This window comes from Mesorhizobium sp. WSM4842 (assembly GCF_055901575.1).
The window spans coordinates 4,600,150-4,622,749 of record NZ_CM148372.1; the positions used below are offsets into that span (position 1 = coordinate 4,600,150).

31 protein-coding genes, 1 tRNA gene and 2 pseudogenes are annotated in these 22,600 nt (G+C 59.6%); 24 read left to right on the plus strand and 10 right to left on the minus strand.

All coding sequences use genetic code 11. The features are described 5' to 3' along the window. Nucleotides 1-271: 271 nt before the first annotated feature. The 4 genes from AC0NIE_RS22235 to AC0NIE_RS22250 all read left to right on the plus strand — a co-directional run bounded on the left by AC0NIE_RS22235 (nt 272) and on the right by AC0NIE_RS22250 (nt 3,963). Nucleotides 272-859 (plus strand): ATP-dependent DNA ligase, encoded by a 588-nt coding sequence (locus AC0NIE_RS22235; RefSeq protein WP_474044056.1) that lies wholly within the window; start codon nt 272-274, stop codon nt 857-859. Between the two features lie 245 nt (nt 860-1,104). Continuing rightward, complete coding sequence (locus AC0NIE_RS22240) at nt 1,105-1,323, plus strand: DUF3072 domain-containing protein (protein ID WP_473487318.1); 219 nt, start codon at nt 1,105-1,107, stop codon at nt 1,321-1,323. A gap of 224 nt (nt 1,324-1,547) precedes the next feature. Next, entirely contained in the window at nt 1,548-3,008 is a 1,461-nt protein-coding gene (locus tag AC0NIE_RS22245; protein ID WP_473487317.1) for a phospholipase D-like domain-containing protein, read from the plus strand. A gap of 154 nt (nt 3,009-3,162) precedes the next feature. Beyond that, nucleotides 3,163-3,963 carry an endonuclease/exonuclease/phosphatase family protein gene (locus tag AC0NIE_RS22250; RefSeq protein ID WP_473487316.1) on the plus strand — a complete coding sequence of 267 codons (801 nt, stop codon included), beginning with the start codon at nt 3,163-3,165 and terminating at the stop codon, nt 3,961-3,963. A 384-nt stretch (nt 3,964-4,347) separates the two neighbouring features. Here the strand turns inward: AC0NIE_RS22250 and AC0NIE_RS22255 are convergent, their stop codons facing one another. The 5 genes from AC0NIE_RS22255 to AC0NIE_RS22275 all read right to left on the minus strand — a co-directional run bounded on the left by AC0NIE_RS22255 (nt 4,348) and on the right by AC0NIE_RS22275 (nt 6,527). Next, on the minus strand, nt 4,348-4,509 hold the full coding sequence (locus AC0NIE_RS22255) for a hypothetical protein (protein ID WP_473487315.1): 162 nt from the start codon (nt 4,507-4,509) through the stop codon (nt 4,348-4,350). A 288-nt stretch (nt 4,510-4,797) separates the two neighbouring features. Further along, nucleotides 4,798-4,887 (minus strand) — tRNA-Ser (locus AC0NIE_RS22260). 73 nt (nt 4,888-4,960) lie between these two features. Further along, nucleotides 4,961-5,557 carry a tyrosine-type recombinase/integrase gene (locus AC0NIE_RS22265; protein ID WP_473487404.1) on the minus strand — a complete coding sequence of 199 codons (597 nt, stop codon included), beginning with the start codon at nt 5,555-5,557 and terminating at the stop codon, nt 4,961-4,963. A gap of 95 nt (nt 5,558-5,652) precedes the next feature. Then, nucleotides 5,653-6,018, minus strand: a complete 366-nt coding sequence (locus tag AC0NIE_RS22270) for a VOC family protein (protein ID WP_473487314.1) — start codon at nt 6,016-6,018, stop codon at nt 5,653-5,655. 140 nt (nt 6,019-6,158) lie between these two features. Next, a complete protein-coding gene (locus tag AC0NIE_RS22275) occupies nt 6,159-6,527 on the minus strand; it encodes an HAD family hydrolase (RefSeq protein ID WP_473487313.1) in 369 nt (122 codons plus the stop codon). 266 nt (nt 6,528-6,793) lie between these two features. On the opposite strand from AC0NIE_RS22275, the gene AC0NIE_RS22280 reads away from it, so the two are divergent. From AC0NIE_RS22280 to AC0NIE_RS22295, 4 genes are all read left to right on the plus strand, one after another. Next, nucleotides 6,794-7,153 (plus strand): hypothetical protein, encoded by a 360-nt coding sequence (locus tag AC0NIE_RS22280; RefSeq protein WP_474044060.1) that lies wholly within the window; start codon nt 6,794-6,796, stop codon nt 7,151-7,153. A 20-nt stretch (nt 7,154-7,173) separates the two neighbouring features. Next, nucleotides 7,174-8,109 (plus strand): hypothetical protein, encoded by a 936-nt coding sequence (locus AC0NIE_RS22285; protein WP_473487311.1) that lies wholly within the window; start codon nt 7,174-7,176, stop codon nt 8,107-8,109. 83 nt (nt 8,110-8,192) lie between these two features. Then, entirely contained in the window at nt 8,193-8,441 is a 249-nt protein-coding gene (locus AC0NIE_RS22290; RefSeq protein WP_473487310.1) for a DUF982 domain-containing protein, read from the plus strand. A gap of 8 nt (nt 8,442-8,449) precedes the next feature. Then, complete coding sequence (locus tag AC0NIE_RS22295; RefSeq protein ID WP_473487309.1) at nt 8,450-8,578, plus strand: hypothetical protein; 129 nt, start codon at nt 8,450-8,452, stop codon at nt 8,576-8,578. A gap of 155 nt (nt 8,579-8,733) precedes the next feature. Here AC0NIE_RS22295 and AC0NIE_RS22300 read toward each other — a convergent pair whose 3' ends face one another. Continuing rightward, nucleotides 8,734-9,618, minus strand: coding sequence for a class I SAM-dependent methyltransferase (locus tag AC0NIE_RS22300; protein WP_473487308.1), 885 nt, complete (start codon nt 9,616-9,618; stop codon nt 8,734-8,736). Between the two features lie 226 nt (nt 9,619-9,844). Here AC0NIE_RS22300 and AC0NIE_RS22305 point away from each other — a divergent pair, with 226 nt between their 5' ends. The 5 genes from AC0NIE_RS22305 (at nt 9,845) to AC0NIE_RS22325 (ending at nt 13,312) form a co-directional block, all read left to right on the plus strand. Beyond that, nucleotides 9,845-10,210 (plus strand): hypothetical protein, encoded by a 366-nt coding sequence (locus AC0NIE_RS22305; protein ID WP_473487307.1) that lies wholly within the window; start codon nt 9,845-9,847, stop codon nt 10,208-10,210. 291 nt (nt 10,211-10,501) lie between these two features. Beyond that, nucleotides 10,502-10,801 carry a DUF1236 domain-containing protein gene (locus tag AC0NIE_RS22310; RefSeq protein ID WP_473487306.1) on the plus strand — a complete coding sequence of 100 codons (300 nt, stop codon included), beginning with the start codon at nt 10,502-10,504 and terminating at the stop codon, nt 10,799-10,801. 75 nt (nt 10,802-10,876) lie between these two features. Further along, on the plus strand, nt 10,877-11,077 hold the full coding sequence (locus AC0NIE_RS22315; RefSeq protein WP_473487403.1) for a hypothetical protein: 201 nt from the start codon (nt 10,877-10,879) through the stop codon (nt 11,075-11,077). An 848-nt stretch (nt 11,078-11,925) separates the two neighbouring features. Continuing rightward, nucleotides 11,926-12,225: a DUF982 domain-containing protein gene (locus AC0NIE_RS22320; RefSeq protein ID WP_473487305.1), complete on the plus strand. Its 300-nt coding sequence runs from the start codon at nt 11,926-11,928 to the stop codon at nt 12,223-12,225. 235 nt (nt 12,226-12,460) lie between these two features. Then, on the plus strand, nt 12,461-13,312 hold the full coding sequence (locus tag AC0NIE_RS22325; RefSeq protein WP_474044063.1) for an ATP-dependent DNA ligase: 852 nt from the start codon (nt 12,461-12,463) through the stop codon (nt 13,310-13,312). 68 nt (nt 13,313-13,380) lie between these two features. Here the strand turns inward: AC0NIE_RS22325 and AC0NIE_RS22330 are convergent, their stop codons facing one another. Both AC0NIE_RS22330 and AC0NIE_RS22335 read right to left on the minus strand, forming a co-directional pair. Beyond that, on the minus strand, nt 13,381-14,034 hold the full coding sequence (locus AC0NIE_RS22330; RefSeq protein WP_473487488.1) for an outer membrane protein: 654 nt from the start codon (nt 14,032-14,034) through the stop codon (nt 13,381-13,383). A gap of 42 nt (nt 14,035-14,076) precedes the next feature. Beyond that, complete coding sequence (locus AC0NIE_RS22335) at nt 14,077-14,418, minus strand: hypothetical protein (RefSeq protein WP_473487487.1); 342 nt, start codon at nt 14,416-14,418, stop codon at nt 14,077-14,079. Nucleotides 14,419-14,434: 16 nt separating this feature from the next. On the opposite strand from AC0NIE_RS22335, the gene AC0NIE_RS22340 reads away from it, so the two are divergent. Then, nucleotides 14,435-14,704 (plus strand): hypothetical protein, encoded by a 270-nt coding sequence (locus AC0NIE_RS22340; RefSeq protein ID WP_473487486.1) that lies wholly within the window; start codon nt 14,435-14,437, stop codon nt 14,702-14,704. A gap of 235 nt (nt 14,705-14,939) precedes the next feature. On the opposite strand, the gene AC0NIE_RS22345 is transcribed toward AC0NIE_RS22340, so the two are convergent. Beyond that, on the minus strand, nt 14,940-15,086 hold the full coding sequence (locus AC0NIE_RS22345) for a hypothetical protein (protein ID WP_473487485.1): 147 nt from the start codon (nt 15,084-15,086) through the stop codon (nt 14,940-14,942). 241 nt (nt 15,087-15,327) lie between these two features. Between AC0NIE_RS22345 and AC0NIE_RS22350 the strand changes: the two genes are divergently transcribed. From AC0NIE_RS22350 to AC0NIE_RS22375, 6 genes and pseudogenes are all read left to right on the plus strand, one after another. Then, complete coding sequence (locus tag AC0NIE_RS22350; protein ID WP_473487484.1) at nt 15,328-15,510, plus strand: hypothetical protein; 183 nt, start codon at nt 15,328-15,330, stop codon at nt 15,508-15,510. A gap of 49 nt (nt 15,511-15,559) precedes the next feature. Beyond that, nucleotides 15,560-15,838, plus strand: a pseudogene (locus tag AC0NIE_RS22355) (hypothetical protein); the annotation flags it as partial. Nucleotides 15,839-16,064: 226 nt separating this feature from the next. Then, nucleotides 16,065-16,457 (plus strand): hypothetical protein, encoded by a 393-nt coding sequence (locus AC0NIE_RS22360; protein ID WP_473487483.1) that lies wholly within the window; start codon nt 16,065-16,067, stop codon nt 16,455-16,457. Nucleotides 16,458-16,534: 77 nt separating this feature from the next. Further along, nucleotides 16,535-16,903, plus strand: a complete 369-nt coding sequence (locus tag AC0NIE_RS22365) for a GFA family protein (protein ID WP_473487482.1) — start codon at nt 16,535-16,537, stop codon at nt 16,901-16,903. Continuing rightward, complete coding sequence (locus AC0NIE_RS22370; RefSeq protein WP_473487493.1) at nt 16,854-17,057, plus strand: hypothetical protein; 204 nt, start codon at nt 16,854-16,856, stop codon at nt 17,055-17,057. Before AC0NIE_RS22365 ends, AC0NIE_RS22370 begins: the two co-directional genes overlap by 50 nt. 237 nt (nt 17,058-17,294) lie before the next feature. Further along, a pseudogene (locus tag AC0NIE_RS22375) lies at nt 17,295-17,499 on the plus strand (cation efflux transmembrane domain-containing protein); the annotation flags it as partial. Between the two features lie 445 nt (nt 17,500-17,944). On the opposite strand, the gene AC0NIE_RS22380 reads toward AC0NIE_RS22375, so the two are convergent. After that, nucleotides 17,945-18,217, minus strand: a complete 273-nt coding sequence (locus AC0NIE_RS22380; protein ID WP_473487481.1) for a hypothetical protein — start codon at nt 18,215-18,217, stop codon at nt 17,945-17,947. Between the two features lie 36 nt (nt 18,218-18,253). On the opposite strand from AC0NIE_RS22380, the gene AC0NIE_RS22385 reads away from it, so the two are divergent. The 4 genes from AC0NIE_RS22385 to AC0NIE_RS22400 all read left to right on the plus strand — a co-directional run bounded on the left by AC0NIE_RS22385 (nt 18,254) and on the right by AC0NIE_RS22400 (nt 22,543). Then, complete coding sequence (locus AC0NIE_RS22385; RefSeq protein ID WP_473487480.1) at nt 18,254-19,474, plus strand: septal ring lytic transglycosylase RlpA family protein; 1,221 nt, start codon at nt 18,254-18,256, stop codon at nt 19,472-19,474. Between the two features lie 116 nt (nt 19,475-19,590). Beyond that, complete coding sequence (locus AC0NIE_RS22390) at nt 19,591-20,757, plus strand: D-alanyl-D-alanine carboxypeptidase family protein (RefSeq protein ID WP_473487479.1); 1,167 nt, start codon at nt 19,591-19,593, stop codon at nt 20,755-20,757. A gap of 62 nt (nt 20,758-20,819) precedes the next feature. Beyond that, entirely contained in the window at nt 20,820-21,491 is a 672-nt protein-coding gene (gene tmk, locus AC0NIE_RS22395; RefSeq protein ID WP_473487478.1) for a dTMP kinase, read from the plus strand. Next, nucleotides 21,488-22,543, plus strand: a complete 1,056-nt coding sequence (locus tag AC0NIE_RS22400; RefSeq protein ID WP_473487477.1) for a DNA polymerase III subunit delta' — start codon at nt 21,488-21,490, stop codon at nt 22,541-22,543. The genes tmk and AC0NIE_RS22400 overlap by 4 nt, the downstream gene beginning before the upstream one ends. Nucleotides 22,544-22,600: the final 57 nt, after the last annotated feature.

Here is a 22,600-nt window from a genome sequence, read left to right on the forward strand (position 1 = left end):
AATGACGAACCGCTCTAGCCAAGGGCTGCGTAGGCTGGCGGCAATCCCGGACAGCAATAAGCCGGTCGGGAACGGTGCAAGAGCGCCGCGCCGAGCAAGATATGTACGCCAGGATAAGTATTAGGATGCAAAGCTAACGACAGATCGGCCTCGTGCGTAGATGCTTGCAATGGCTTGGCGGGGGCTCGGCACAGGTGGCAGGCATCCTGTTGGGGTGATGTCGTGCTGCCTGTGCCGATTAGCCGCCGCTGCGCGGTCAAAGGTGGCGTCATTGAGTAAGCGTGCCAAGGTCGATGGCGGCCGGCTGGAGTTTCTTCCGCCGCAGATCCCGACTCGGGTCGAGCGGCCGCCTGAAGATGAGGGCTGGGTCCACGAGGCCAATCTCGACGGCTATCGAACCCAGATCATCATCGATAATGGCGGCGTGCGTCTTTACAGCAAAAACGGCCGTGACTGGACCACGAAATACTGGTCCATCGCACTAGCCGTCGATCTGCGATGCCGGACTGCCATTCTCGACGGCGAGGTCATTGTTCCCGGCGAGCAGGGCGCTTCCGATTGCCCTGCGCTGGAAGCCGCGATCTGGAACGAGCCGAGCCGGCTGGTGTTCGTCACTTTCGATATCCTCCATCTCGACGGCCGTGATCTAGGCTCCTTGCCGCTGCTGCAGCGCAAGCAGGCGCTATGGCAACTGGTTGAGCCTGGCCTCGGCAAGATCCAATACAGTGAGCACTTCGAGGGCAGTGCGCTGGCGCTCTTCCGCACCGTCGAGAAGATCGGGCTCAATGGAATTATCTCGAAGCGCGCCGACAGCCGCTACAGGAGCGGACTGTCGAACACATGGCTGAAGGCCAAATAATTCGAAGAAGCCGACTCCCGAGTTGAGCCAAGTACGGCTCCAATGGCCCTGATCGCTGCTCAAGGGGCGTCCTCACCGATTTGAGGATCGTGCAAGATTACAACCATAGGTATCCACGCTATGAAATAGCCAAGAAGAGATTCGCTCCGCTTGCGCGTAACCGGCCTGGGCGGGCGGACGCGACACAATCTGGCGGAACAAATCATGATCATTCTCATTGTGATGATCATCAAGGGAGATTGATCATGGGCGACCGGCACAACCCAAAAATCGAGGCACCGGCAACTGTCAAAAAGGACCCGGAAGATTGGATCAGCGGAGATGACCCCATGACCCCCGCACAAGCCTCCTATTTGAAAACTTTGGCCGAACAGGCCGACGACCCTGACGCCTATGCTGACGGCCTCAGCAAGGCGGAAGCCTCTAAACGCATTGATGCACTCCGGGAGAAGTTAGGCCTGTAGTGCCCGCTGTGGCTCCTGGTCTCCAGTGACGGGGGCCGTTCCTGGGGCCGTTCCATCGAACCAGGCAGCGGCTCTGTCCAGTTTTGTTACCGTGGTCTGGAGGCTTGCGGTGCTCTGCATTACGAATTGGGTGACTGCGGCCAAAACTTGGTCAAAGAGGTGCTAATCAACGCCGGGCATGAGCTGCATTGCGTTCTGCAACCGCTCGCTGGATAGTCCTGGCGATGTTGCAGACCTTAATGACTCATTGGCCCCAGATCCTCGCGATCATTCCGCTGGTGATGGCGGCCATCGGCATTGTCCACGCCATAATGACGAAGGAAGACGTCCGCGCCGCCACAGGTTGGGTTGGCGTGATGTTCCTGTCGCCATTCCTTGGCGCGATCATCTACGCCGTTGCCGGCATAAACCGCATCCGTCGTGCAACGATCAGCGCCATGCGGCCCCTTTCCAGCGAGGCGGCTTCCGCAAAACATGAGCGCAACATTGCCGCCGAGGAATTGATTGCCGAGCGGTACGGCCAACGCTTCACCGGCCTGAAGACATTGGGCGACAGGGTGGCCCGGCGTGCCCTGACCTCGGCAAACGCGATTGCGATATTGGAGACAGGTGACGAGGCCTATGCCGCAATGTGCCGAGCGATTGATGGCGCTCAACGCGCTATCCTTCTCGAGACCTACATCTTCGACAATGACGATGTCGGGCGGCTTTTCGTGGAATCTCTCGCCGGAGCCGTCCAGCGGGGTGTCAGCGTTCGCGTGCTGATCGATGCCGTCGGGGCGCGTTACTCCGTCCCCAGCATTCTTGGGCGTCTGCGAGAGGCAGGAATCACAGCAGACCTCTTCAACGGCAACATTGTCATGGGCCTGCGTCTTCCCTACGCCAACCTCAGAACACACCGGAAGATCCTGGTCGTCGATGGCACGATTGCGTTCACCGGAGGGATGAACATCCGAAAGGGATTCTCAGCCGAGTTCGCCGGCTCCTCCAGCGCGAGGGACACGCATTTTCAGGTCACCGGGCCGGTCGTAGCCGACCTTTTTTCGGTTGCCGCCGAAGATTGGCGCTTCGTGAGCGGCGAGCTCCTGAAAGGCGACACCTGGCAAGTGGCCACGCTTCCCGCAGCTCCCGGTCATCCGATGCTGGCGCGGGCGGTTGCATCCGGGCCGGATGCCAGCATCGAAACGAACCACAACTTGCTGATCGGGGCATTTTCCGTCGCCCGCAAATCGATCCGCATCATGTCGCCCTATTTCCTGCCGGATCGGGAACTGATCAGCGCGCTGACGACCGCGGCCAGGCGAGGCGTCGAGATCGACATCGTGGTACCGGCGGTGAACAATCTCTTCCTCGTCGACCGGGCGATGACGGCGCAATTCGATCAGGTCCTGAAGCACTATTGCCGCGTATGGCGCACGGAGGGCTCGTTCGATCATTCGAAGCTGCTGTCGGTCGATGGAGTTTGGGCTTATATAGGATCCTCCAATCTTGATGCCCGGTCCCTGCGGCTGAATTTTGAGATTGATATAGAGGTTCTTGATGCAGGCTTTGCCGCGGAGATTGAAGCGCGGATCGGATCGGCAATCGCCTCCGCCGCGTCTGTAACGATCGAAACCTTGAGAGCCCGGCCATTTATCGTCCGCCTGTTTGACCGAGTGTTGTGGCTGGGATCGCCCTACCTTTAGAGGCTTTCTCGTTCTGCCGGGGGGAATTCGGGTGACGCAGCCATCGCTCCTTTTAAGCGCCGCATCTCGTCAGGGCAGGGAAGCAGCGATTGCAGATCCTATTTGAGTGAGACAAAGCTAAGTCTTGAAGGTAGTGAGGACGAGCAGCAGACTCATGCAAAGAACTGGACATAGCTTTCCTGCAAGTGTGCTCAAATCCATTCGCGACAGAAAAAAGCAGAAGGCGAAGGCTGCGCCGTCCGAAGGGACACGCCCCGCGGGGACTCTGGTCGCATCTTACAACGTTCACAAATGCGTGGGCGTCGACAGAAAGTTCGATCCCGAACGAATCGGTCGCGTCATCCGGGAAATCGCCCCGGATGTCATTGCGTTGCAGGAAGCGGACAATCGCTTTGGAGATCGTGCCGGCCTTCTGGATCTGCTGCGTCTCGAATTGGAAACAGGCCTGGTGCCGGTGCCGGTGTCCGGAAACGGCAAAGGGCACGGCTGGCACGGCAACGTTCTGCTTTTCAAACGGGGCATCGTTCGCAATGTCCATCAGATAAAGCTCCCGGGGCTGGAGCCGCGCGGAGCCCTGGTTGCCGAAATCGATCTGGACGAGAAACGAACTCTGCGCATTATCGCAGCCCATCTCGGCTTGCTGCGCCGATCGCGCTCCGAACAGGCCCGTGTCGTGCTCGAAATCATGAACAGACCGGACGAAAAACCAACACTGCTGCTCGGCGATTTGAACGAATGGCGACTCGGAAACCGTTCCGCGCTGAACACGCTGCACACGACTTTCGGTCCCGCGCCGCCGGCGGTCCCCACCTTTCCATCGAGTCTGCCGCTGCTGTCGCTCGACCGGATCATGGCAAATCGACACGGAATGATCTCAACCGTCGAAGCCCATGACACGCCGCTTTCGCGGGTCGCCTCCGATCATCTACCGCTTATAGGATTCATTCGCCTATGATGTAGCTGCCCAGCCCCATGGATGGAGATCGGTTCAAAGGGAAGTTCTAGTCTAGACTAGCGGAGCGGGGGCGGCCCAGCGGCTTTGTTGCGGGGGGAGGCCGCTGGGCCTGACCAGCGAGCCTTCGGGGGGCGTGCTCACGTGGCTGGTGAATACGTGAATTAAAGCTAATGCAATCGAAACATGCGAACGAAGTACGTGTCGGTAATTCCGCTGCGCAGAAGCCATAAGGTGCCCCGCAATGGGTCAATAAGTCTGGCACGGCAGTTGCTTGGTCAGGTATGGGGGAAACGGGGCGGAGGCCCGTCGCTTCGCAAATGTAGCGGCGGGTCTTCTGCATAGAGGTCGCGTCCCAGCCTACGCGCTGCCGTCTCGCTTTCCTCATCAATCGTTCGTTCGGACTGGCAGATAGGCGTTGGTTTCCAGCCACTCGCGCGGCACGATCTGAATGAGGTCCGACCGGCCAATTTTCATTTCGGCCGCGATGGAGTTTAGAGCGTCCTCCGTCGCGGGCTCCAGCGGCACGCCGGCAACGTTTCTGAGCATCAATGCGTGCGGCGCAGGATGATCTGCAGTTCCGCCCCGCGACATAGCTGCGATCGGTCGGCGGCGCTTTCAAGCTCTCCCGCAAAAGACAGGCGGTCATTCAGAGGGCCGAATGATCAGTGGCGGTGCAGCGCAAATTGCGACAATGCGGACCATCAAAGGCCAAGCACGGTTGTTAGCGGCGTTGATTTGGGCCTTCATCGTTTGTGGACGTTAGGAACGGAGTTAGGAAACTAGCCTTGATAAAAATGGAAAAGGTAACTTAAATCAGACACATAGCTTAATATCTGGCGGAGGGAGTGGGATTCGAACCCACGGTGGGCTTGCACCCACGCCGGTTTTCAAGACCGGTGCCTTAAACCGCTCGGCCATCCCTCCAAGTAGTTGTTTTCATTGCGCTATCTCCAACAAGCAACGGGTCTGAAAATGCCCTTTGCTACGCGCTTTGCAACTATTTGGCTTTTCGCTCGCTGCTTATAGCGGCCTGGAGCGCAGCGTCAACTTGCTCGGCAGCGTCGGCCTGCATGCCGGGCATAACATGCGAATAAAGGTCGAGCGTGATTCCGATAGTCGAGTGCCCAAGGCGTTCGCTGGCGACCTTTGGATGAACGCCGGCCGATAGCATCTGCGTGGCGTGGGTGTGCCGAAGGTCGTGAAAGCGGATGCGAGGCAGGGCGGTCTTTCCCAAGACGCGCACCCACTCATGCGTAAGCGACCTTGGCTGCAATGGCGAGCCGTCGACTTGGGCAATTACGAAGCTGTCACCGTCCGGCCGCAGTCCAAGCCGCAGTTGTTCCTCGGCTTGCCGGGCTCGATGCGCTTTCAGCTCTGCAACGGTGCTGGCTGAAAGTGCCACTGTTCGCGCTCTGCCTGACTTCGGTTCTTTGTACCGCACCCCGTCAGATCGCGGTTGACGAGGATCGATCCCACCAGCGCTGACGGAGTTCGCACGGGTTGAACTTACGGCAGCCTCATTCTTTGTGACTTGAATGAGAGGCTCGAAGGCGCCGACAAGATCTCTAATGATTGTCTGTTCGCCAGCGCGCATACCGGCCAAAAATCTGCCGTCGGTGGCGGAACGCGACACATGACCAAAGCAGACGTATCAAAACCAACAGCCGCGATCAGCTTTACGTCAGGCTCTCAGTCCTTCTTGAACTCGAATAGCTCGATGACGTTGCCCGACGGGTCTTCGAGCAAGATGGCGCGTCCGGCACCGCCGTCGCTGATTTCGCCGCGGAATCTTGCATCAGCCCGGCGCAACCGCTCAATGAGGACATCGATCTCGTTCGTAACGATCATAAATCGGTTCCACCCGCCCGGCTTCGGATCGCCGCCCGCCTGACCACCGCTCCCCGCACCGGGGGCGCTGAGATACAGCGTCAAGTCGTCGCGCAGCAGCGCGGCGAACTTGCCCGGATTGTGCTTGTCGATCTTGAAAGCGAGATTGTCTCGATAGAACGCGACCGCCTCGTTAACGTCCGCAACGATGTATCGGACGGATGCCATTCAACCTTCTCCTCTGTCTTGTGGCCACAACGGTCAACTCGTGCAAAAGGTTTCCTGTCGGTGGCGCTGAGTGCAGAAGCGGGCTGTCTGCGTGCCAGCCGAAGTAGTCGGATTGAGGGTTTTTGGACGTTTATGACACCCTATACGACCGAGATTGGGTCGTTAGCTGAATGGCTGCTTTTGCCAACTGGATGCTCGAAAGCTTCCGACCTGCTTACGGCCCCAACTGGAACAGCCGAATCGACAGGGGATGATGGCGCAGAATGCTCGGAGAAGCCGGCCAGAATAGCCGGGAGAGACGACTCGCCCGTCCAGTGAGCAGCTTTCCAGCCCGCATTTTCTGCCGCGGCGACGTTCGCAAGAGTGTCTTCAACGAGCAAGATTTCGTTCGGAACGCGGCCCATGCGCAGGCCGATCTTCTGGAAGAAATGCCCTTCGGGTTTTCGGCAGCCCATCTCTGCGGGGTAGAAGATCCCGTCAATGTGCTCGGCGAGCCCAAGAACCTGCAATCAGGTAGATGGCTCTCATATGCTCCTGGTTCGTCGCCAGGGTCGACGTCGCGTTCTGCGGGACAAGACCGCGCACTCTGGGGCGCGGTATCGGATGGTCTGGATTCATCCCAACCGTTACTGGAGACGCCCAGCGGTCCGGGTGACGGAATTTTTTGATCGCCTGCAACGTTTATATTCATTCGGCTGCATTCCGTTTCGCGCGGCCAGAACCCGCGAACCCGAGATGACCGCCGATTGGCAATCATCTTTGGGAGGGACGTGACATGCCCTTGCGTTTCAACGGTACAGCAACAATTTTCGCTCTTCTTCTATCTTCAAGCTTGATCCCCGCCGCGGCTCAAATGAGCGCGAAAGGAAAAACAAGCGGGAAGGATTTCGACAACGCTGCCGCCGAGCAGGCCAAGCGATATCTCGAGGAAGGCCGCGAGACATTCCGCTTCGACACCTTCGGCAGCGAGGATTTCTGGGGCGGCAAACTGAAACTCCACGAGGCAATCGCAGGTGAGAAGCTGGGCGGCATGGGACCCGGCCTGAGCCCGGAGAAAGCCCTCGAACTCGGCCTCAAGGTCTCAACAAGGGCGCGGTCGACCTCGCGGATCCCGCGAGCACGCTTGTTCTGCTGAAAGCCAATGCCGTTGTCGGGGTGACCGGGTTCTTCGCTGAGGACGGAAAGACGCTGACTTCGGTGGGCATCCAATGCGCGGTGTGCCATTCAACCGTCGACGACACCTACGCACCCGGGATCGGGCACCGGCTGGACGGCTGGCCCAACCGTGACCTCAATATCGGGGCGATCGTTGCCCTCGCACCTGATCTCACGGCGTTCACCGAGATGCTGCAGATATCCGAAGCGGAGGTGAAGAAGGCGGTTGAGGCGTGGGGTCCCGGGAAGTTCGATGCCGAACTGAACCTCGATGGCAAAGCATTCCGGCCGGACGGCAAGACGGCCGCCACGCTCAATCCGCCGGCGTTCGGATTGGCCGGTGTAAACAATCACACATGGACCGGAGCCTGGGGCACGGTGAGCTACTGGAACGCGTATGTCGGCAATCTCGAGATGCACGGGAAAGGCGTGTTTTACGATCCGCGCCTTGATGACGCCGAGAAGTATCCGGTCGCAGCACGAACGAAGCAGGGCCACAAACAGGACAAGCAGGACCGGATTACAGCCAAGTTGCCGGCGCTCCATTTCTATCAGCTCTCGCTGCCGACACCGAAACCGCCAAAGGGCGCCTTTGACAGCGCCGCTGCGGAGAAAGGAGAGGTTCTCTTCAACGACAAGGCCAAATGCGGCACTTGCCACGTGCCGCCGCTCTTCACGGAACCGGGCTGGAACCTGCATACGGCCGACGAGATAGGGATTGACGACTTCCAGGCGATGCGGTCCCCAGACGAGCGCTACAGGACGGCGTCCTTGCGGGCCTTGTGGGACGTGGAAAAGATCCACAAGGGCGGATTTTACCACGACGGCCGGTTCGCCACCCTCAATGATGTTGTCAAGCATTATGACGGCCATCTTCGCCTTGATCTGACCGATCAGGAAAAGAGTGATCTGATCGAGTACCTCAAATCGATCTGATCCGGCATTCGACGGCGCCAGCGCTTCTTTGAGGCGGCTGCCAGGGAGGCGAGCGTGTATCTCTCGCCTGAGTAGGAGGTGCCATGGCAACTCTTTGGTTCGTCCCTCCGGTGTTCGTGAAGAGTGAAACGGACGGTGTCAGGCACGGCTGCAACAATACGAGGGCAGCTCTTGAGCAGCTCAAGAGGTGGACCCGGAGAGGGCCTCGCTGGCACAAGGCGTGGACCCTCTGCCTGTCAGCACTGGAGGGCGATCCGATCGACCCTCATGTGATCCGAAAGGCTTTCGTGGCTGCCGCTAAGGAGGCGGAGATGTATCTCTCGCCCGAGTAGGAGGTATCATGGCTCTCCACTGGTATCACCCTCCGGTCTACATCGAGACGGACCGACCTGGGCTCACCTACGGCTGCAACAACGTCGAGGGGGCCGCTGCGGAACTCATGAAGTGGACCAAGCGGGGACCCAAGTGAGGTTAAGGCCTGCATTGAAGGCGAGGGCACAGCCGACGACGTAAGGAAGGCCTTCGAGGTTGCTGCCAAGGAGGAGGGTTTGCTACGCTCCTCCTCTAATTAGGCTCACTTTGCGTGGACGCTGTTGAACACCGGATGCCGCAGAGTCAGCTGCGCTATTTGCGTGCGAGCACGACGTGAGCCTCTTGGGGGACCATCAGCTCTCCTCCAGTTGAATAGATTGCCAGCGAGGAACTTACATCACTCATGATCGCTGCGATGACTGCGTCCCGCTGTCCGGCATCCATTCCGCTGACCAGCCCAGCCTGCGGAGTCGCTGCCAGCTGTAATCGCACATATTCCTTTGACGAGGGGAATCGGATGTTCTGTGTCGTCGTGTGGATGGTCACCTGACGAAATCCCGCCCCGGCCACCAATCGGTAGAGCTCGTCCGCATCGGCAAGTGAATGCTCGGACCGTTTCGTTGCCGAAGCGCCTGGACCGAGGTGTCGATCCAAGGCGTCCACCAGCGCCTTTGCCGCAGGAGTGCGCTCAATAGCGCTGAAAACGCTTAAGGCCAGTCGGCCGTCAGGCACCAGCACCCGGAACATCTCACGTAGCGCACTCGACCGGTCCGGGAAAAACTGCAGCCCGAGCTGGCAAAGAACCAGATCGAAGGTGGAGTCAGGGAACGGCATTTCGAGCGCGCTTCCCTTGTGCCAGTCGATACGCGGTCCAGCGCCTCTCGGGAGTGATCGAGCAACGGCAAGCATGCCCGTGTTGATGTCGAGGCCGACGACCTGCCCACTTCCCATACGCTCGGCCGCCGAGCGTGCCACCACGCCGGTGCCGCAAGCTACGTCCAGAACCCGCTCACCAGATAGAGGCGCGGCACGATCCACGAGGTCGGCAGCCCACAGGGCTGTGATTGCCGGGACCAGGTAGCGCTCGTAGAGTTCCGCGGCGCTGCCTTCCAGCTGCCACTGCTCCTGCTGGCCCACCGCGTCCCTCCCGCACAACAGCCGCTCGGCAAAAGGCCCAATCGGCGCTTTGAGCAGCATAAGCGTGTCTGTCAAACAAGCAACCGGGCCAACCGCCGGTTGGTAGACGTGCGGCCGACGGCGCGCGTAGGATTCTGCGCACCGGGCACACCACCCCCCGCCCGCACCCCGTGCCTGGTGAACGACTGACGCGTCTCGCCCGCCGTGCCGAAAGGTGCGGCGGGCTTTTTTGCGTTGTGCAATTCGCTAAGTCAGGTTAGCTCCGCAAGTCCATCCGGAGGGTCACATGCCGATTTATCGGAAAGCTAAAGAAGCTGGCGTCTTCAATCCGTCCGATGTCGCCTTGCTGGGTCGCGTGTTCGACCGGCTCAAGATCGAGGGGCAATCCGAACAGCGGCCCGAAGCGCTCGCATCCCGACTCATTGCAAACTATTCGGCTGGTATTACGGACGAGGACGAGCTTGTCTCGTCTTCCAAACTGCCCTTGGGCGCTAAGGACCGGCTACCGGTTCAGCCTTCAACAGTTGGCGGACTTGGTCAGCCGTTCTTTTCTGCGGACCACCCGCCAAATCGAGGAATGGCGGGTGATCCCCTTATCAGCGCAGGAAGGGACTTAGCTGCGCAGATCTCAAATCGGGCGGCCCCTAGCTAACGATGATCCCTATCGCCCGGAATGCGACGGAGACGGCAAAGACCGGAGCGAGTAACCAGCGAGCTTGGTGGACACTATTCTCCATGGTCTCCTCCGGTGCAACGAGTGACCGGCAGTCGCGGTTCCGGGCTGCACTCGGCCCTCGTCCTTTGCCAGCAAGGTCAGACTTAGGTCCTATCTTTGAGAAGACCGAAGCCCAATCAAGGAACGTTTGCGGCCGCCCGAGGTTGGGTGGGGCTGGCGCGAAGACGATGTCGTGCAGCGCAACAGAACTCACGCAAGGAGGCAATTATGAGAATGCGTCTTTCAACTTTCGCCGCGGGATTTCTGCTGCTGGCAGGTATTGGCGCCGCTACCGCTCAGGACGTTGTCATCGCGCCTGAACAGGAGACGGTCATCAGGGAATATGTGAAGAAACAGCCGCTCGCCTCGGTGAAAATCCCTGGAGTAGAACTCAATATCGGCTCAACCTTGCCCGAGACGGTCGAGCTTCATGAAGTCCCCGACACCGAATACCGCTACGTAGTCGTCGACAACAGGACCGTTGTCGTTGATCCGGGCACACGTAAGATCATCAAAATTATCGACTGACCAAAGCGACTGGGAGCACAGCCCGCCGTGCCGAAAGATGCGGCGGGAAGTCAGCAAGGGAGGAATGTGATCACCATGTCGAACCGTGAGATTGAAGCGTCCCAGGCGCTTCGAATGCGCGTGGCCGACCTCAATGAGAGGATGCGCGGCGCCCGGATTACCGAAAGTGAACTGAAGACCTTTCAAAAGGTCGCAGCCGTCATGGAGGACGGCAAGGGCAGAATCGATGCCGACGATTTGATTGCCGCATCCTTCGTCGTCGAGCCGCTGGACTAGCCAAACTGGCTTTAGCTCTTCAGAAAGCGAAACGTTGCAATGTCCCTCTCCCCCAGTCTCTTCTCTGTTGGCCTGACTTTCCAATGCCCGCAATGCGACTTCGCCGTCATCAAGAACGGCAGCTGGTTTCAGGTCGTTTCCCATTACAAGTGTGAGGGATGCGGACGCGAGATTCGGATTACCTACCCCGACAAGATTGCTGTCTTCCAGAAGCACGCGCACTTGGCCACGACCCCGCCGGGAGCCGCGGAACCACGTTCCGTTCACTCTGGCTAATGTAAGCCGGCCGCTAGAACCGAATTAGCGCGCAAAATTGGGAGTTACTGGCGCTAATCGGGACATCTCAGATCTCATCCTAGATCCCATACCTCAGAGCAATGAAGACCACCGGTGCAAAGATCAGGAAGATCGCCATTACTATAATAACGGCAAGGGCCAGGTTCTCTGTTCGCCTGACAAGGGCAGCAACCTCATCGTCGCTCGACGAAACGAGATCAACCACCGAGAAATCCGTTGGGCTAGGGGTTTGATTGTCGTTTGCGGGTCGCCCTGCGACCTCATCGACGTTCTGTCTGCTTTGGATAAGGGTCACAGTTCTCTCCGTGATTTCGGGTGCCCGCTGTTCGGGGGGCAAACCGCGGGCACCCGGTGAACCACCGATGAAGGGACTTTGCTCGGCGGCCCAATACCAATGCAATGGTAATGTCTTGGTTGCCGGCCCTCAGCCCTATGTCCATGACGCAGGGACTTCAGTCTTACCGCTTGTCGACCATAGCCCAGCGGCGGAACCGAGTGCTGCCCGCCCCGTTTGCCGGCCAATGATAATTCAGAGGTAGGAGAGGTAGTCCATGGCTGGCGATCCAACCGTTCTTAACTCAGGCGAAAATGGCGGCGGCACCCTCATGGGCATCCATTGGTTTCACCCTCCGGTCTACATCGGAACCGACCGACCTGGGTTCACCTACGTATGTACCAATGTCGAGGGCGCCGCGGCGGAACTCATGAAGTGGACCAAGCGGGGACCTAAGTGGAAGGAGGCCATCGAGGCCTGCGTCGCTCTCATTAAAGGCGAGCGCACGCCCGACGATGTAAGAAAGGCGTTCGAGGCCGCTGCCGAGGAGGAGGGGTTGCTACGCTCCACTCATTAAGTTCGAGCGGCCCGACAGCCCCTCAAGGATCACGAGAAGCCGCCGGGCCTAACCGGCGGGGGTATCTTGCGGGGGGCGGTCGCCAGCTGGTTCTACCATAAGCTCTACATGCAACATTGCTAATTTAGTAAAATGGTCACGTGCCGTTCCCCTGGCTGTCAAATCGGATGAGCCTAGAGTCAATTTGGTGCCTAAACGAGTGAGTGCCGACCGCCGGCTAGAATTTATTCCTCCGATGATGCCCATCTTGGTCGCCAAGCCGCCCCAAGGCGATGACTGGATGCATGAAGCCAAATTCGACGGCTACCGCTCCCAGATCATCATCGACGCCGGCGGCGCTCGGATTTTCACCCGCCGCGGACTCGACTGGACCTCCAAATACCGCGACCTAGCTGCGGCGGCGCGAACGCTGGACGTCGAGAATCCCATCATCGACGGCGAAGTCGTCGTTCTGAATGAGGCTGGCCTTTCGGACTTTGCCGCGCTGCGCAAGGCAATCACCAGGCGCCAGCACGACCTCTATTTCGTCGCATTCGATCTGCTGCATCTCAACGGCCACGACTTGCGCGACATGGTGCTGGAGGACAGGCGGGAAATCCTGGCCGGCCTTATAGGGTCTGACAGCCGCATCCAGTTCAGCGAGACGATGCCGGGCGAGGCTAATGCGATCTATCATCTGATCGACGGGGCCGGCCTGGAAGGGATGGTATCGAAGCGTCGAGACGGCAAATATCGCAACGGCCCGACCACCAATTGGCTGAAAACCAAGTCCTTCACCGAAAGCGCGTTCGAGCTTCTTGGCGTCGAACGAGAGCGGGGCAAGCCGGCGTTTGCCCTGATGGCCGAGCCGGGGACCCGCAAATATGTTGGCAGCGCCTTCGTCAGCGTCAACCGCGAGATGCGCGAGCGGCTTTGGAAGCGGGTCCAGGAACATGCCGGGCCACCGCCCAAGGGCATGCCAAAGCGGCCGGCAACGCAGTGGGTCAAGCCGGGAATCAAAGCTCGTGTGAAGCACCTTCGAGGCGAGGACGACCTTCGGCACGCGTCGTTGCAGGATTTTTGGGAGGAATCGGCTGACGACGGCTAGGCCGTCAGCTCTTGGTAGGCTGAACCATCAGCCCCAGTTAGCATACTGCTATGCGATTCTTGCCCTTGTCAGAATTTATAGGCAATGGCGGCGCGAACGACGCTGAAGTTCGTCTCCACGTCATAAGGCGTCCCCGGCGAAAAACCAAAATCTTCCTTGCCAAGATCGACGTAGAGATATTCTGCGCGAGCAGTCCAATTGCTATTGAACGCATACTCAAGGCCGCCGCCGACCGCATAGCCTGTCTGGAACTTGCTCTCGCTCGCTGCAAAGACGTGCTCATCAATCTTCACTTCGCCCATCGCGACGCCTGCGGTGAAGTACGGTAGCCAGCGATCAAAGGCATAGCCGACACGGCCACGGATCGTCCCGAAAGCATCCAAGCTTGCTTCAGCGCTAAGCCCGCCGCCGAGGCCTGGCGAGAATTCTTCCTCGAAGCCGAGGTAGTTGATATCGCCTTCAATACCAAAGACCCATTGCCCGTACTGATAGTTCGCACCCACCAGGACACCGCCGGTGAAATTGCTGATGTCGGCGTTTCCGAGAACACCGATGAAGTCGCCGTCAACATCCCCGAAGGCCCCGCCCGCGTTTGCGCCGACATAGAAGCCTGTCCATGAATATGGGAGATCCATGGAGGCCACCGGTTCTACCACATCTGCTGCATAGGCCCCGGTTACGCTCATGGCCGCAGCCAAGAAAATTCCTGAAAAAATCCGCATAAATTCGCCCCTCGGTCAAACCACTCTCGTATGGGTTGTAACTCAAATGTTGAAAATTGCTGTGTCAGAATAGCCACACAGTTGATTAATTAGCATGACCGTTGGTCGCCTTGGCGGTCTGATCATCCACGCCTCTTCATAGAAATTGTTCGCCGTCGGCGCGGTGCTCGAAACAGAACCAGTGCGATGGCTGCCGCGGCTTGGCAAAGCCCCATCCTGCGTTCTTGCCGCAGCCAGGGATCCCAAAATCGGACGCTTTTTCAGCCGGAATAAATCGGGCGGGAGGAACGTTATCTCCTCATAGACGGCGGGTGAGGCAAAAGGGATATTTCGAGACATCCCTTCGTTGAAGCCGCCAGAATGGCTGCGGCTCGTTCTGGCCACTCAAAGGAGTCCAGAGATGAAAACGCACGCACTTATCCTTGCCGTCACATGCGCATCGCTCCTTGCCTTTGCTGGCGTTGCCAAGGCAGACGACCATCTGTTCGATGCCCTTCAGCATGGTCTCAGTCCGGATAGCCAACCCTTCCAGACCAACAAGGCTGGCCACAACGGCGATCTTGCGCCCGGGCAGGGCAGCCCGTTCACCGGTCATGATACACAGACCCCGGCCACGGACACGGAAGCAGCTAACGACCATGCGAATGTAAAGGCTCGCGAGCCGAAGTGATCAGAATCCGACGCGAGGGCCGGCCGCCAATCGGGCCGTGGATGGCATTGGACGAAAAAGGCCGGCGAAACGCCGGCCTTTGAGTCATGAAGCGGTGATCCGGGCCTGTAGTCGTGCTTGAACAGATCCACCGCCCTTTGAACCGTGATGGCCTCGGCCCGTGGGATGTAGAGCGGCCGAACGCGCTCGCCTGTTTCAGGCGCAGTTTTGGCAGGGAGACGGACAACGCTCGACCTCATTCCGCGCGCCCTTCCGGCCAGCAGCGCCACAACTCGCGATCGAGCACGGCGGCCACCATGTCGACAGACGGCGATCGTGGCGCGTCATGCGCGGTCTGGTGCTCTGCGAGGAACACCGCTTCCGGCCTCGGCGAAGCAGGCAAGGGCCGTTTCAATCCAGGCCGCGGCCGCACGAAATGCGGCGCTTTTTTCCGGGGTCGCGAACTCTTTTCTAGACGAATTGCGCAGGTGTTGGCCCCAGCGGTGTCCGCTTGCGCGGCGCCTGAGATTGTTGCCCTCCCGCCCCTGGTCATGCCGCGTGCCCATTTGCGACAGCGTAGGTCGGACGTCGGAACGAAAGGCGGCTCCGCGAATTCTACTGCTAGATAATCGGAATCGTCGCCCATGAGGCTCGCGACCCTCCACCTTGAAACTGCGAGATACGGGGACGTTTATCGCGCCGCAAGGCTCGTGCTGCTAAGGCAGCAAATGATGCGGCACATCAAGCGCACGGACGCCTCGGCGCAGAAAGTCGAGCAAGCGCTGGCCAGGCTGGCTGAAGCCAACGCGCTCACGGACTGGCAGTAGGGCCGCGCTCATGCGCGCCTCCGCAACATCGGCACGATGAGCGGGGGATTCAAAAAAGGTCGAGGCGCACGCCAACGCGGTTGGCCTCCACTTCATGTACTACAATTTTGTCCGCATTCATGCTTCGCTTCGCATGACCCCCGCGATGGCCGCTGGCGTCACCGGCAAGCTTTGGGAGATTGGCGATATCGTGGCGCTGATCGAGGCCAAGGAGGCCGAAAAACCGGCCGCTCGCGGGCCATACAAAAAGCAAAAATCTGATATTGTCATTTCCCCCACGTCGAGGGTTATTATTCATGACCCGTCATTGCATTATGCTGACGGGTGATGGTTGAACGTTGGGAGGTGGCAAATGCGCTTATTCTCTCCATTCGCTCTACGGACTGCTCGAACCCTCGCACTCCTACTGCTGGCTCTCACACTTGCACGCCCAGTCAGTTCGCAAACCACGGCGCCCGACGACACGATCCAAGTCATTGCTCAGCAGCAGAAAGTGATCAGTCAAATATACAAACTGGAAAGGGCCGGCGAGGGGGTCATGTATCTGGAAACTCTTGCGCTTCTCGCAGCCTATGGCGGCTGGACGCGGTGACCCAGAAATCACTTTTGGCAGCAAGAGGATAGAAAACCTTAAGCTTATCGAAGCCGTTGCGCGATTTAAGCTGTCAATCATTTATGCAAAGAAAGCAGTACAGAGAAACAAAAGCATGTCTGAGGACGAACTGAAACGGTTTTCAGATATCTACCTTAATGTCGAGACTTTGTTCGCGGTGGCAAATGACGTGCATGACCTGCTTGAGGACGGCAAGATCGACGAAGCCAACGCTCTCTATCGCGACAAATCGATGCCCTTGATAGTCGCGATAAAGGCAGATTCATATACATTGATTTCGAGGTTCGAGGACAAGATTGATAAAGCTGCGCTTCATGCTCGTATCGCCAAGTAGGACGACGGGCGCGCCTCGCGGTCGCGGCGGCCTGCGCGTGTGAAGGCCATCAAAACCGCCAACATATCCCGCTTGGGATGAAGTGGAACGTTTCGCTGCTCCTTACCGTTGAAGCGGGAAGGAGAACGCCCGTGGCCGACCAAAATGTGCCATTTCGATCCGGCAGCTGCATTTGCCGTGGCGTGACGTTTCGCGTAACCGGCGATCCGCTCCGGGTTGGCATTTGCCACTGCACAGACTGTCGCAAGGCCAGCGGGTCGACTTTCTCTGCGTTTGCGGTGTGGCCACTGGAGGCATATGAACAAAGGACGGGCTTCACCGGCACATATGCGGAGAGGAGCTTCTGTTTGACTTGCGGCGGACGTGTCACCTCGATCCGCGACGACGAAGTGGATTATGATCGGCAGCCTCGACGAAGTACCAACGGACCTGACGCCCGAATATGAACTTTGGATCGGACATCGCGAGAGCTGGCTTAATCCTCTGCCATCCGCAACGCAGTTCGAAAAAGACAGAGAAGACCCCGGAAAAGAAACCGAGGTGGAACCACCTGAGCAGCCAGATCCCGACGCTGCAACTGAGCGCAATCCGCGTGGCTGACAATCTCGCCGGGCCGGGCCCTAACTTTAGCGACGCCTAGACGTACTGGGCGGTGTTCGGCGCGGCTCAACGCTGCCTCCTCTCAACCCTTATCTGCTGAGGGCCGCGCGCCACACCGAGCACGGTCTCGAGCATGTTTCATTGGAGCGCGGCGCCGAGCCACCGGAGCAATCCAAGGGCGGCAAGTTCCGTCAGATCGTTCCGCTTAAGTAAGGTGCCCTCCGCAACAATGGGATCATGGATTTGAATGCGTCGCTCCGCCGTGCCGTTATCGTCGTGGCGGCCCTCAATCTGAGTTATTTTGGCATCGAGTTCGCCGTGGCGCTGGCCATCGGCTCGGTGTCGCTTTTCGCCGACAGCGTGGATTTCCTCGAGGATACCTCGATCAATCTGCTGATCGCCTTAGGGCTGGGCTGGACGGCCCGCAATCGGGCACGGCTTGCCATGTCCTGTTGCTGGATGGAGGCGATGATTGGTCCCCACACTTATTGCAATTGGATCGGATGGTGTTTCCGGCGTTCGCCAAAACTCCCTATGTCGCTTCCATCGCGTGGATCTGCCGATACTCGCAGGAAACGCCTGGAAAGCAACGCGCGAACATGCTGAGAACGTGCTGCTACGCTTTTTGCAACGCAATGCTACGGTGTCGGAGGGGACGACGCGGCACGAACGGCGCTGGTTGGTCTTCAAATGCTTGACAGACAAGGCTTTGCAGGGACGCTGCGGGATGGCTCGGTATGGCTGGCACCGAATTTCAAGACCGGTGCCTTAAACCGCTCGGCCATCCCTCCATCGTGATTTTTCAATCACTTGGATGCTCGTCCTGATCTCAACTCATACCTGTCGGCACTGCTGCGCCACCCGGAGATCGTTCGCGCTTCATTGCTCTAGTGCGCCCGACGAAGTCCTGTCAACCAGCCGTTGCCTGTTCCTGCCATGGGCGTTTGACGGCGGAACTGAACCAGGACGAACATCGCTGCGACGAAGATTGAAAAGCGGTGGTTTTTCACAACAATCGCCGGGACGGTTTGCGCCACAATCTCGCCCGGTTCCGACCACAATCGGTTAATACGGTGATAAACAATTCCTGTGCACAAGGGATTGCGAATCAAGGTGGCGCTGGCATTTGTCGAGTGGGTTTTGGCCCTGCCGACGGTCAAGTTGCGGTGCCTTTGTTGAGAGGGGACAATCGAAAAATGCAAAGCACGGCGCGCCCGCGTCTTCGTCGCGCTTCCGCTTTCGCGTTGTTTGCCCTGTCGGCTGCCTTGCTGGCGGCTTGCGCCGCGCCGCCACAGCCAAAGGCGATGATCAACAAGAAACCCCGCTCCAAGGAATATTTTTCCGAATCCGAATACGGCGTGAAGGCCAGCCCGCGCGTCACCTTCAAGATGTCGGGCCTGCAGCGTGGCGGCGGACGCGACCAGCTCGGCAAGCCCTATCAGGTGCGCGGCAAGTGGTATTATCCGAAGGAAGACAAGCGCTATGCCAAGATGGGTCTCGCCTCCTGGTATGGCGAAGCCTTCCACGGCAGGCTGACCGCTAACGGCGAAGTCTACGACATGACACATCTGACCGGCGCGCATCCGACAATGCCGCTGCCGAGCTATGCGCGCGTCACCAATCTGAAGACCGGCAGCTCGGTCATCGTGCGCGTCAACGATCGCGGCCCTTACCATGACGGCCGCATCATCGATGTGTCGAAGCGCGCCGCCGAAATGCTCGACTATGCCAATATCGGCACGGCCAAGGTGAAGGTCGAATATGTCGGCAGGGCGCCGCTTGACGGCAATGACGATCGGTACCTGATGGCCTCCTATAATCCAGGCAACAGGGTGCCGGATCCGTCGGACGGCTTGCCCACCGGTGTCATGATCGCCATGAATGGACCATCGCCGAGTACGGCGTTGGCCGCCGCCGCTCCATTTCCCGGCCAGTTGACGAATTCCGCATCGGCACAGCCTGTCATTGCGGCGCAGGCGCCGGCCTCCGGCAATGTGACGCTGCCCGATTTCGGGCCGATCGTGCCGGAACGCCCGCAGATCAATCTGCCGGCGCAATCGCCGTTCAGCGTAGCGTCGCTGTCTTACGCGGACGAACGCGTGCAGCGCGCCCGCAATGTCTTTGCCGCGCTGGATAGCGCCGGAATGTCGCCTGCCGAAATCCTTCAATCGTGGAAGCGGCAGGCTCCGTCGCCCGCTGAGTATATCGCGGCGGGCTCATTCGATGATGCCGCCGAGGCGCAGCGTGTGGCGAGCCAGCTTTCCGGCTTCGGCAGGACCGAAATCCAGCGCTCCGAATTCGAGGGCAAGAACTGGTATTCGGTCGATCTCTATCCGGACGGCCATGCCAGCCTGGACGAGATGCTGCAGGCGGCATGGTCGCATGGCGCGCCAGACGCGCTCGTGGTTAGGAACTGACCGGCAAAACCCTGAAGTTTTGCCCTGTTGTCCATCGCGCGGTTGATCGGCCGGGACAAAGCCTGATAGCTTGTAGAGCTTGCCCCAGAAATGCCGGCTGACAGGTCGAACCTCTCATGAAATTTCGCTTCGCCGCGCCTCTCGCCGGGCTCCTGGGTTTTGGCCTCGTGCTGCTTTCGCTGGCTCCGGCCGCGGCGCAGCTTTTCGAAACCAAGTCCGCGCAGGCCTTCATGATCGATGCCGAAACCGGAACGGTGCTGTTTTCCAAGGATGCCGACAGGCCGATTCAGCCGGCATCGCTGGCCAAGCTGATGACGATGGAGGTGGTGTTCAACGCCATCAAATCGGGCCGCGTGACCCTCAACGATACATTCGTGGTGAGTGAGAACGCATGGCGCACCGGCGGCGCGCCATCCGGCACGTCGACAATGTTTGCCAAACTGAAGTCAACGATCCGGCTTGAAGACCTGATCCAGGGCGTGACGGTTCAGGCCGCCAATGACGGCTGCATCATCATCGCCGAAGGTTTTGCGGGATCGGAGGCGAATTTCGCGACTGAGATGACCGAGCGCGCAAGGCAGATTGGCCTCGAAAAATCGACATTCGTCAATGCAACCGGTCTGCCGGCCGACGGTCAGCAGACAACGGTTCGAGAGCTTGCGCTTCTGGCCCTGCATATCTGGCGCGAGTACCCGGACCTCTATCGCTATTACGGCCAAAAGGATTTCACCTGGAACAAGATCACCCAGAGGAACCGCAACCCGCTGCTGGCGATGGATATCGGTGCCGACGGCCTGGCGATCGGCAGGAGCGAGGCATCCGGGTTTGGCGTCGTCGGCTCGGTCAGCCACAGTGGCAGGCGGGTCATTGCGGCGATGAGCGGCCTGGCAAGTGACCGCGAGCGCGCCGAGGAAGCGCGAAAGCTGCTCGATTGGGGCCTTCGTTCCTTCCAGAAGACCGAGATTTTCGCCAAGGACGAGGTGGTCGGCGAGGCCCAGGTTTTCGGCGGTGCGAAATCCGGTGTGGCGCTGAAGGCAAAAGCGCCCGTGGTCATCTTCCTGCCCATCGCCAACCGCGACAAGCTGACCGCCAAGATCGTCTATGACGGGCCGGTTGCAGCTCCCGTGGAGGAGGGACAACCAGTGGGTGCGCTGCAGGTCTGGATCGGTGATACGCTGAGCCAGGAGACGCCGCTTTTCGCGGCCGAATCGGTTGGCGTCGGCACGCTGCCGCAACGCGCGCTCGATGCCGCCAAGGAACTGGCCGTCGGCTGGCTGCGTTAGCACCATGCGTGGATCTTTTCTCAAGTCAGGACTATTACGGTCCCGCAGCATGGATAAGGGCTTTGGCGTACGGATTTTTCATCACCTTCGAAGGCGGAGAAGGGGCAGGCAAGTCGACGCAGATCGAGCGGCTGGCCAGTAAGATGCGCGCCAAGAAATACGATGTCCTTGTCACGCGTGAACCGGGTGGCTCGCCGGGCGCAGAGGCGGTCAGGCATGTCCTGCTTTCCGGGGCTGCCGAGCCATTCGGCCCCCGGATGGAGGCGCTGCTTTTCGCCGCCGCGCGTTCCGACCATGTCGAGCAGGTCATCCGGCCGGCGGTCGAACGCGGCTCGATCGTGCTTTGTGATCGCTTCATGGACTCCTCGCGCGTCTACCAGGGCGTCACCGGAGGCCTCGACCCGGCGTTTATGGGAGCGCTGGAAAAGGTCGCCATCAATGGCATGGTGCCCGACATAACGCTGATCTTTGATATCGACCCGGCCGAAGGACTGCGGCGCGCCACGGCGCGGCGGGGCACCGATGCCGGCGCCGACCGCTTCGAAAAGGAAACACTTGATATCCACCAGCGCCGCCGCGAAGCCTTTCTGGCAATCGCCGCGGCAGAACCCGAGCGCTGCATCGTCGTCGACGCGTCCGCCGACCCCGACACGGTGGAGAATGTCGTCACCGCCGCCGTATTCGCGGCCCTGGAGACGATGACGCCGGCGCACAGGAAGGAGGCGCCGGGATGATTTTCGAACGGATCGCACCAGAACAGCACGACACGCTGGACGGCGTCCCGGAGCCATCCGAGACGCCGCGTCTGGTCGGGCATGGCCAGGCGGCGAACATGCTCGCCACCGCCTATCGCTCCGGGAAGCTGCCGCATGCGCTGATCTTTGTCGGACCGGTCGGCATCGGCAAGGCGACGCTCGCCTTTCACCTGGCGCATCATCTATTGAAGCATCCGGCGTTCGAACAGGCGCCGGAGGTCCTTGCCGTTCCCGATCCGGCGTCATCGCTGTTTCGCCAGATCGCCACCGGCGCGCATCCCTCGGTGCTGCATCTGACCCGCCCGCCGAACGACAAGACGAAGAGTTTTAAGACGGTCGTCACCGTCGACGAGATCCGCAAGGTCAGCCGCTTCCTGTCGCTGACCTCGCATGACGGCAGCTACCGGGTGGTGATCGTCGATCCGGCCGACGACATGAATACCAATGCTGCCAACGCTTTGTTGAAGAATCTTGAAGAACCACCGGCACGCACACTGTTCATCCTCATTGTCCATGCGCCGGGCAGCCTTCTGCCGACGATCCGCTCGCGCTGCCAGATGGTGCGGCTGACTCCGCTCGATGCCGAGAGCCTGATGACGGTTCTGGAGAGCGTCGAACCACCGCCACCGGACGATCCCGCGGCGCGCGCAGCACTGGCCAAGCGGGCAGGGGGCAGCGCGCGCACCGCAATCCTGTTGACGCAGTATGGCGGGCTGGAAATCGCCGAAACGCTCGACGCTCTGGCGACAGCGGGAAAGAGCGATGTTGCCGGCGCCTATCGCCTCGCGGAGGCGGTCGCCGGGCGCGACCGGGCCATCCAGTTCGATATCTTCAATCGCCGTGCGCTCGACCTGCTCTCGACCGGTGCAAGCCAGGCCGCGCTGGCGGGCGATCTGGCGCGGGCCAAAACGCTGTCGGATACTTGGCACGAGGCTTTGAACGCTATATCTGAGACCGACACCTACAATCTCGACAAGAAGCAGCACGCCTTGACCATGATCGACCGCCTGAATTCTGCAATGCGAATGTGACGGCCCATCGGGATGGCAATCGCCGTTTCGATACGATATCTCACCGGCATCTTTCAT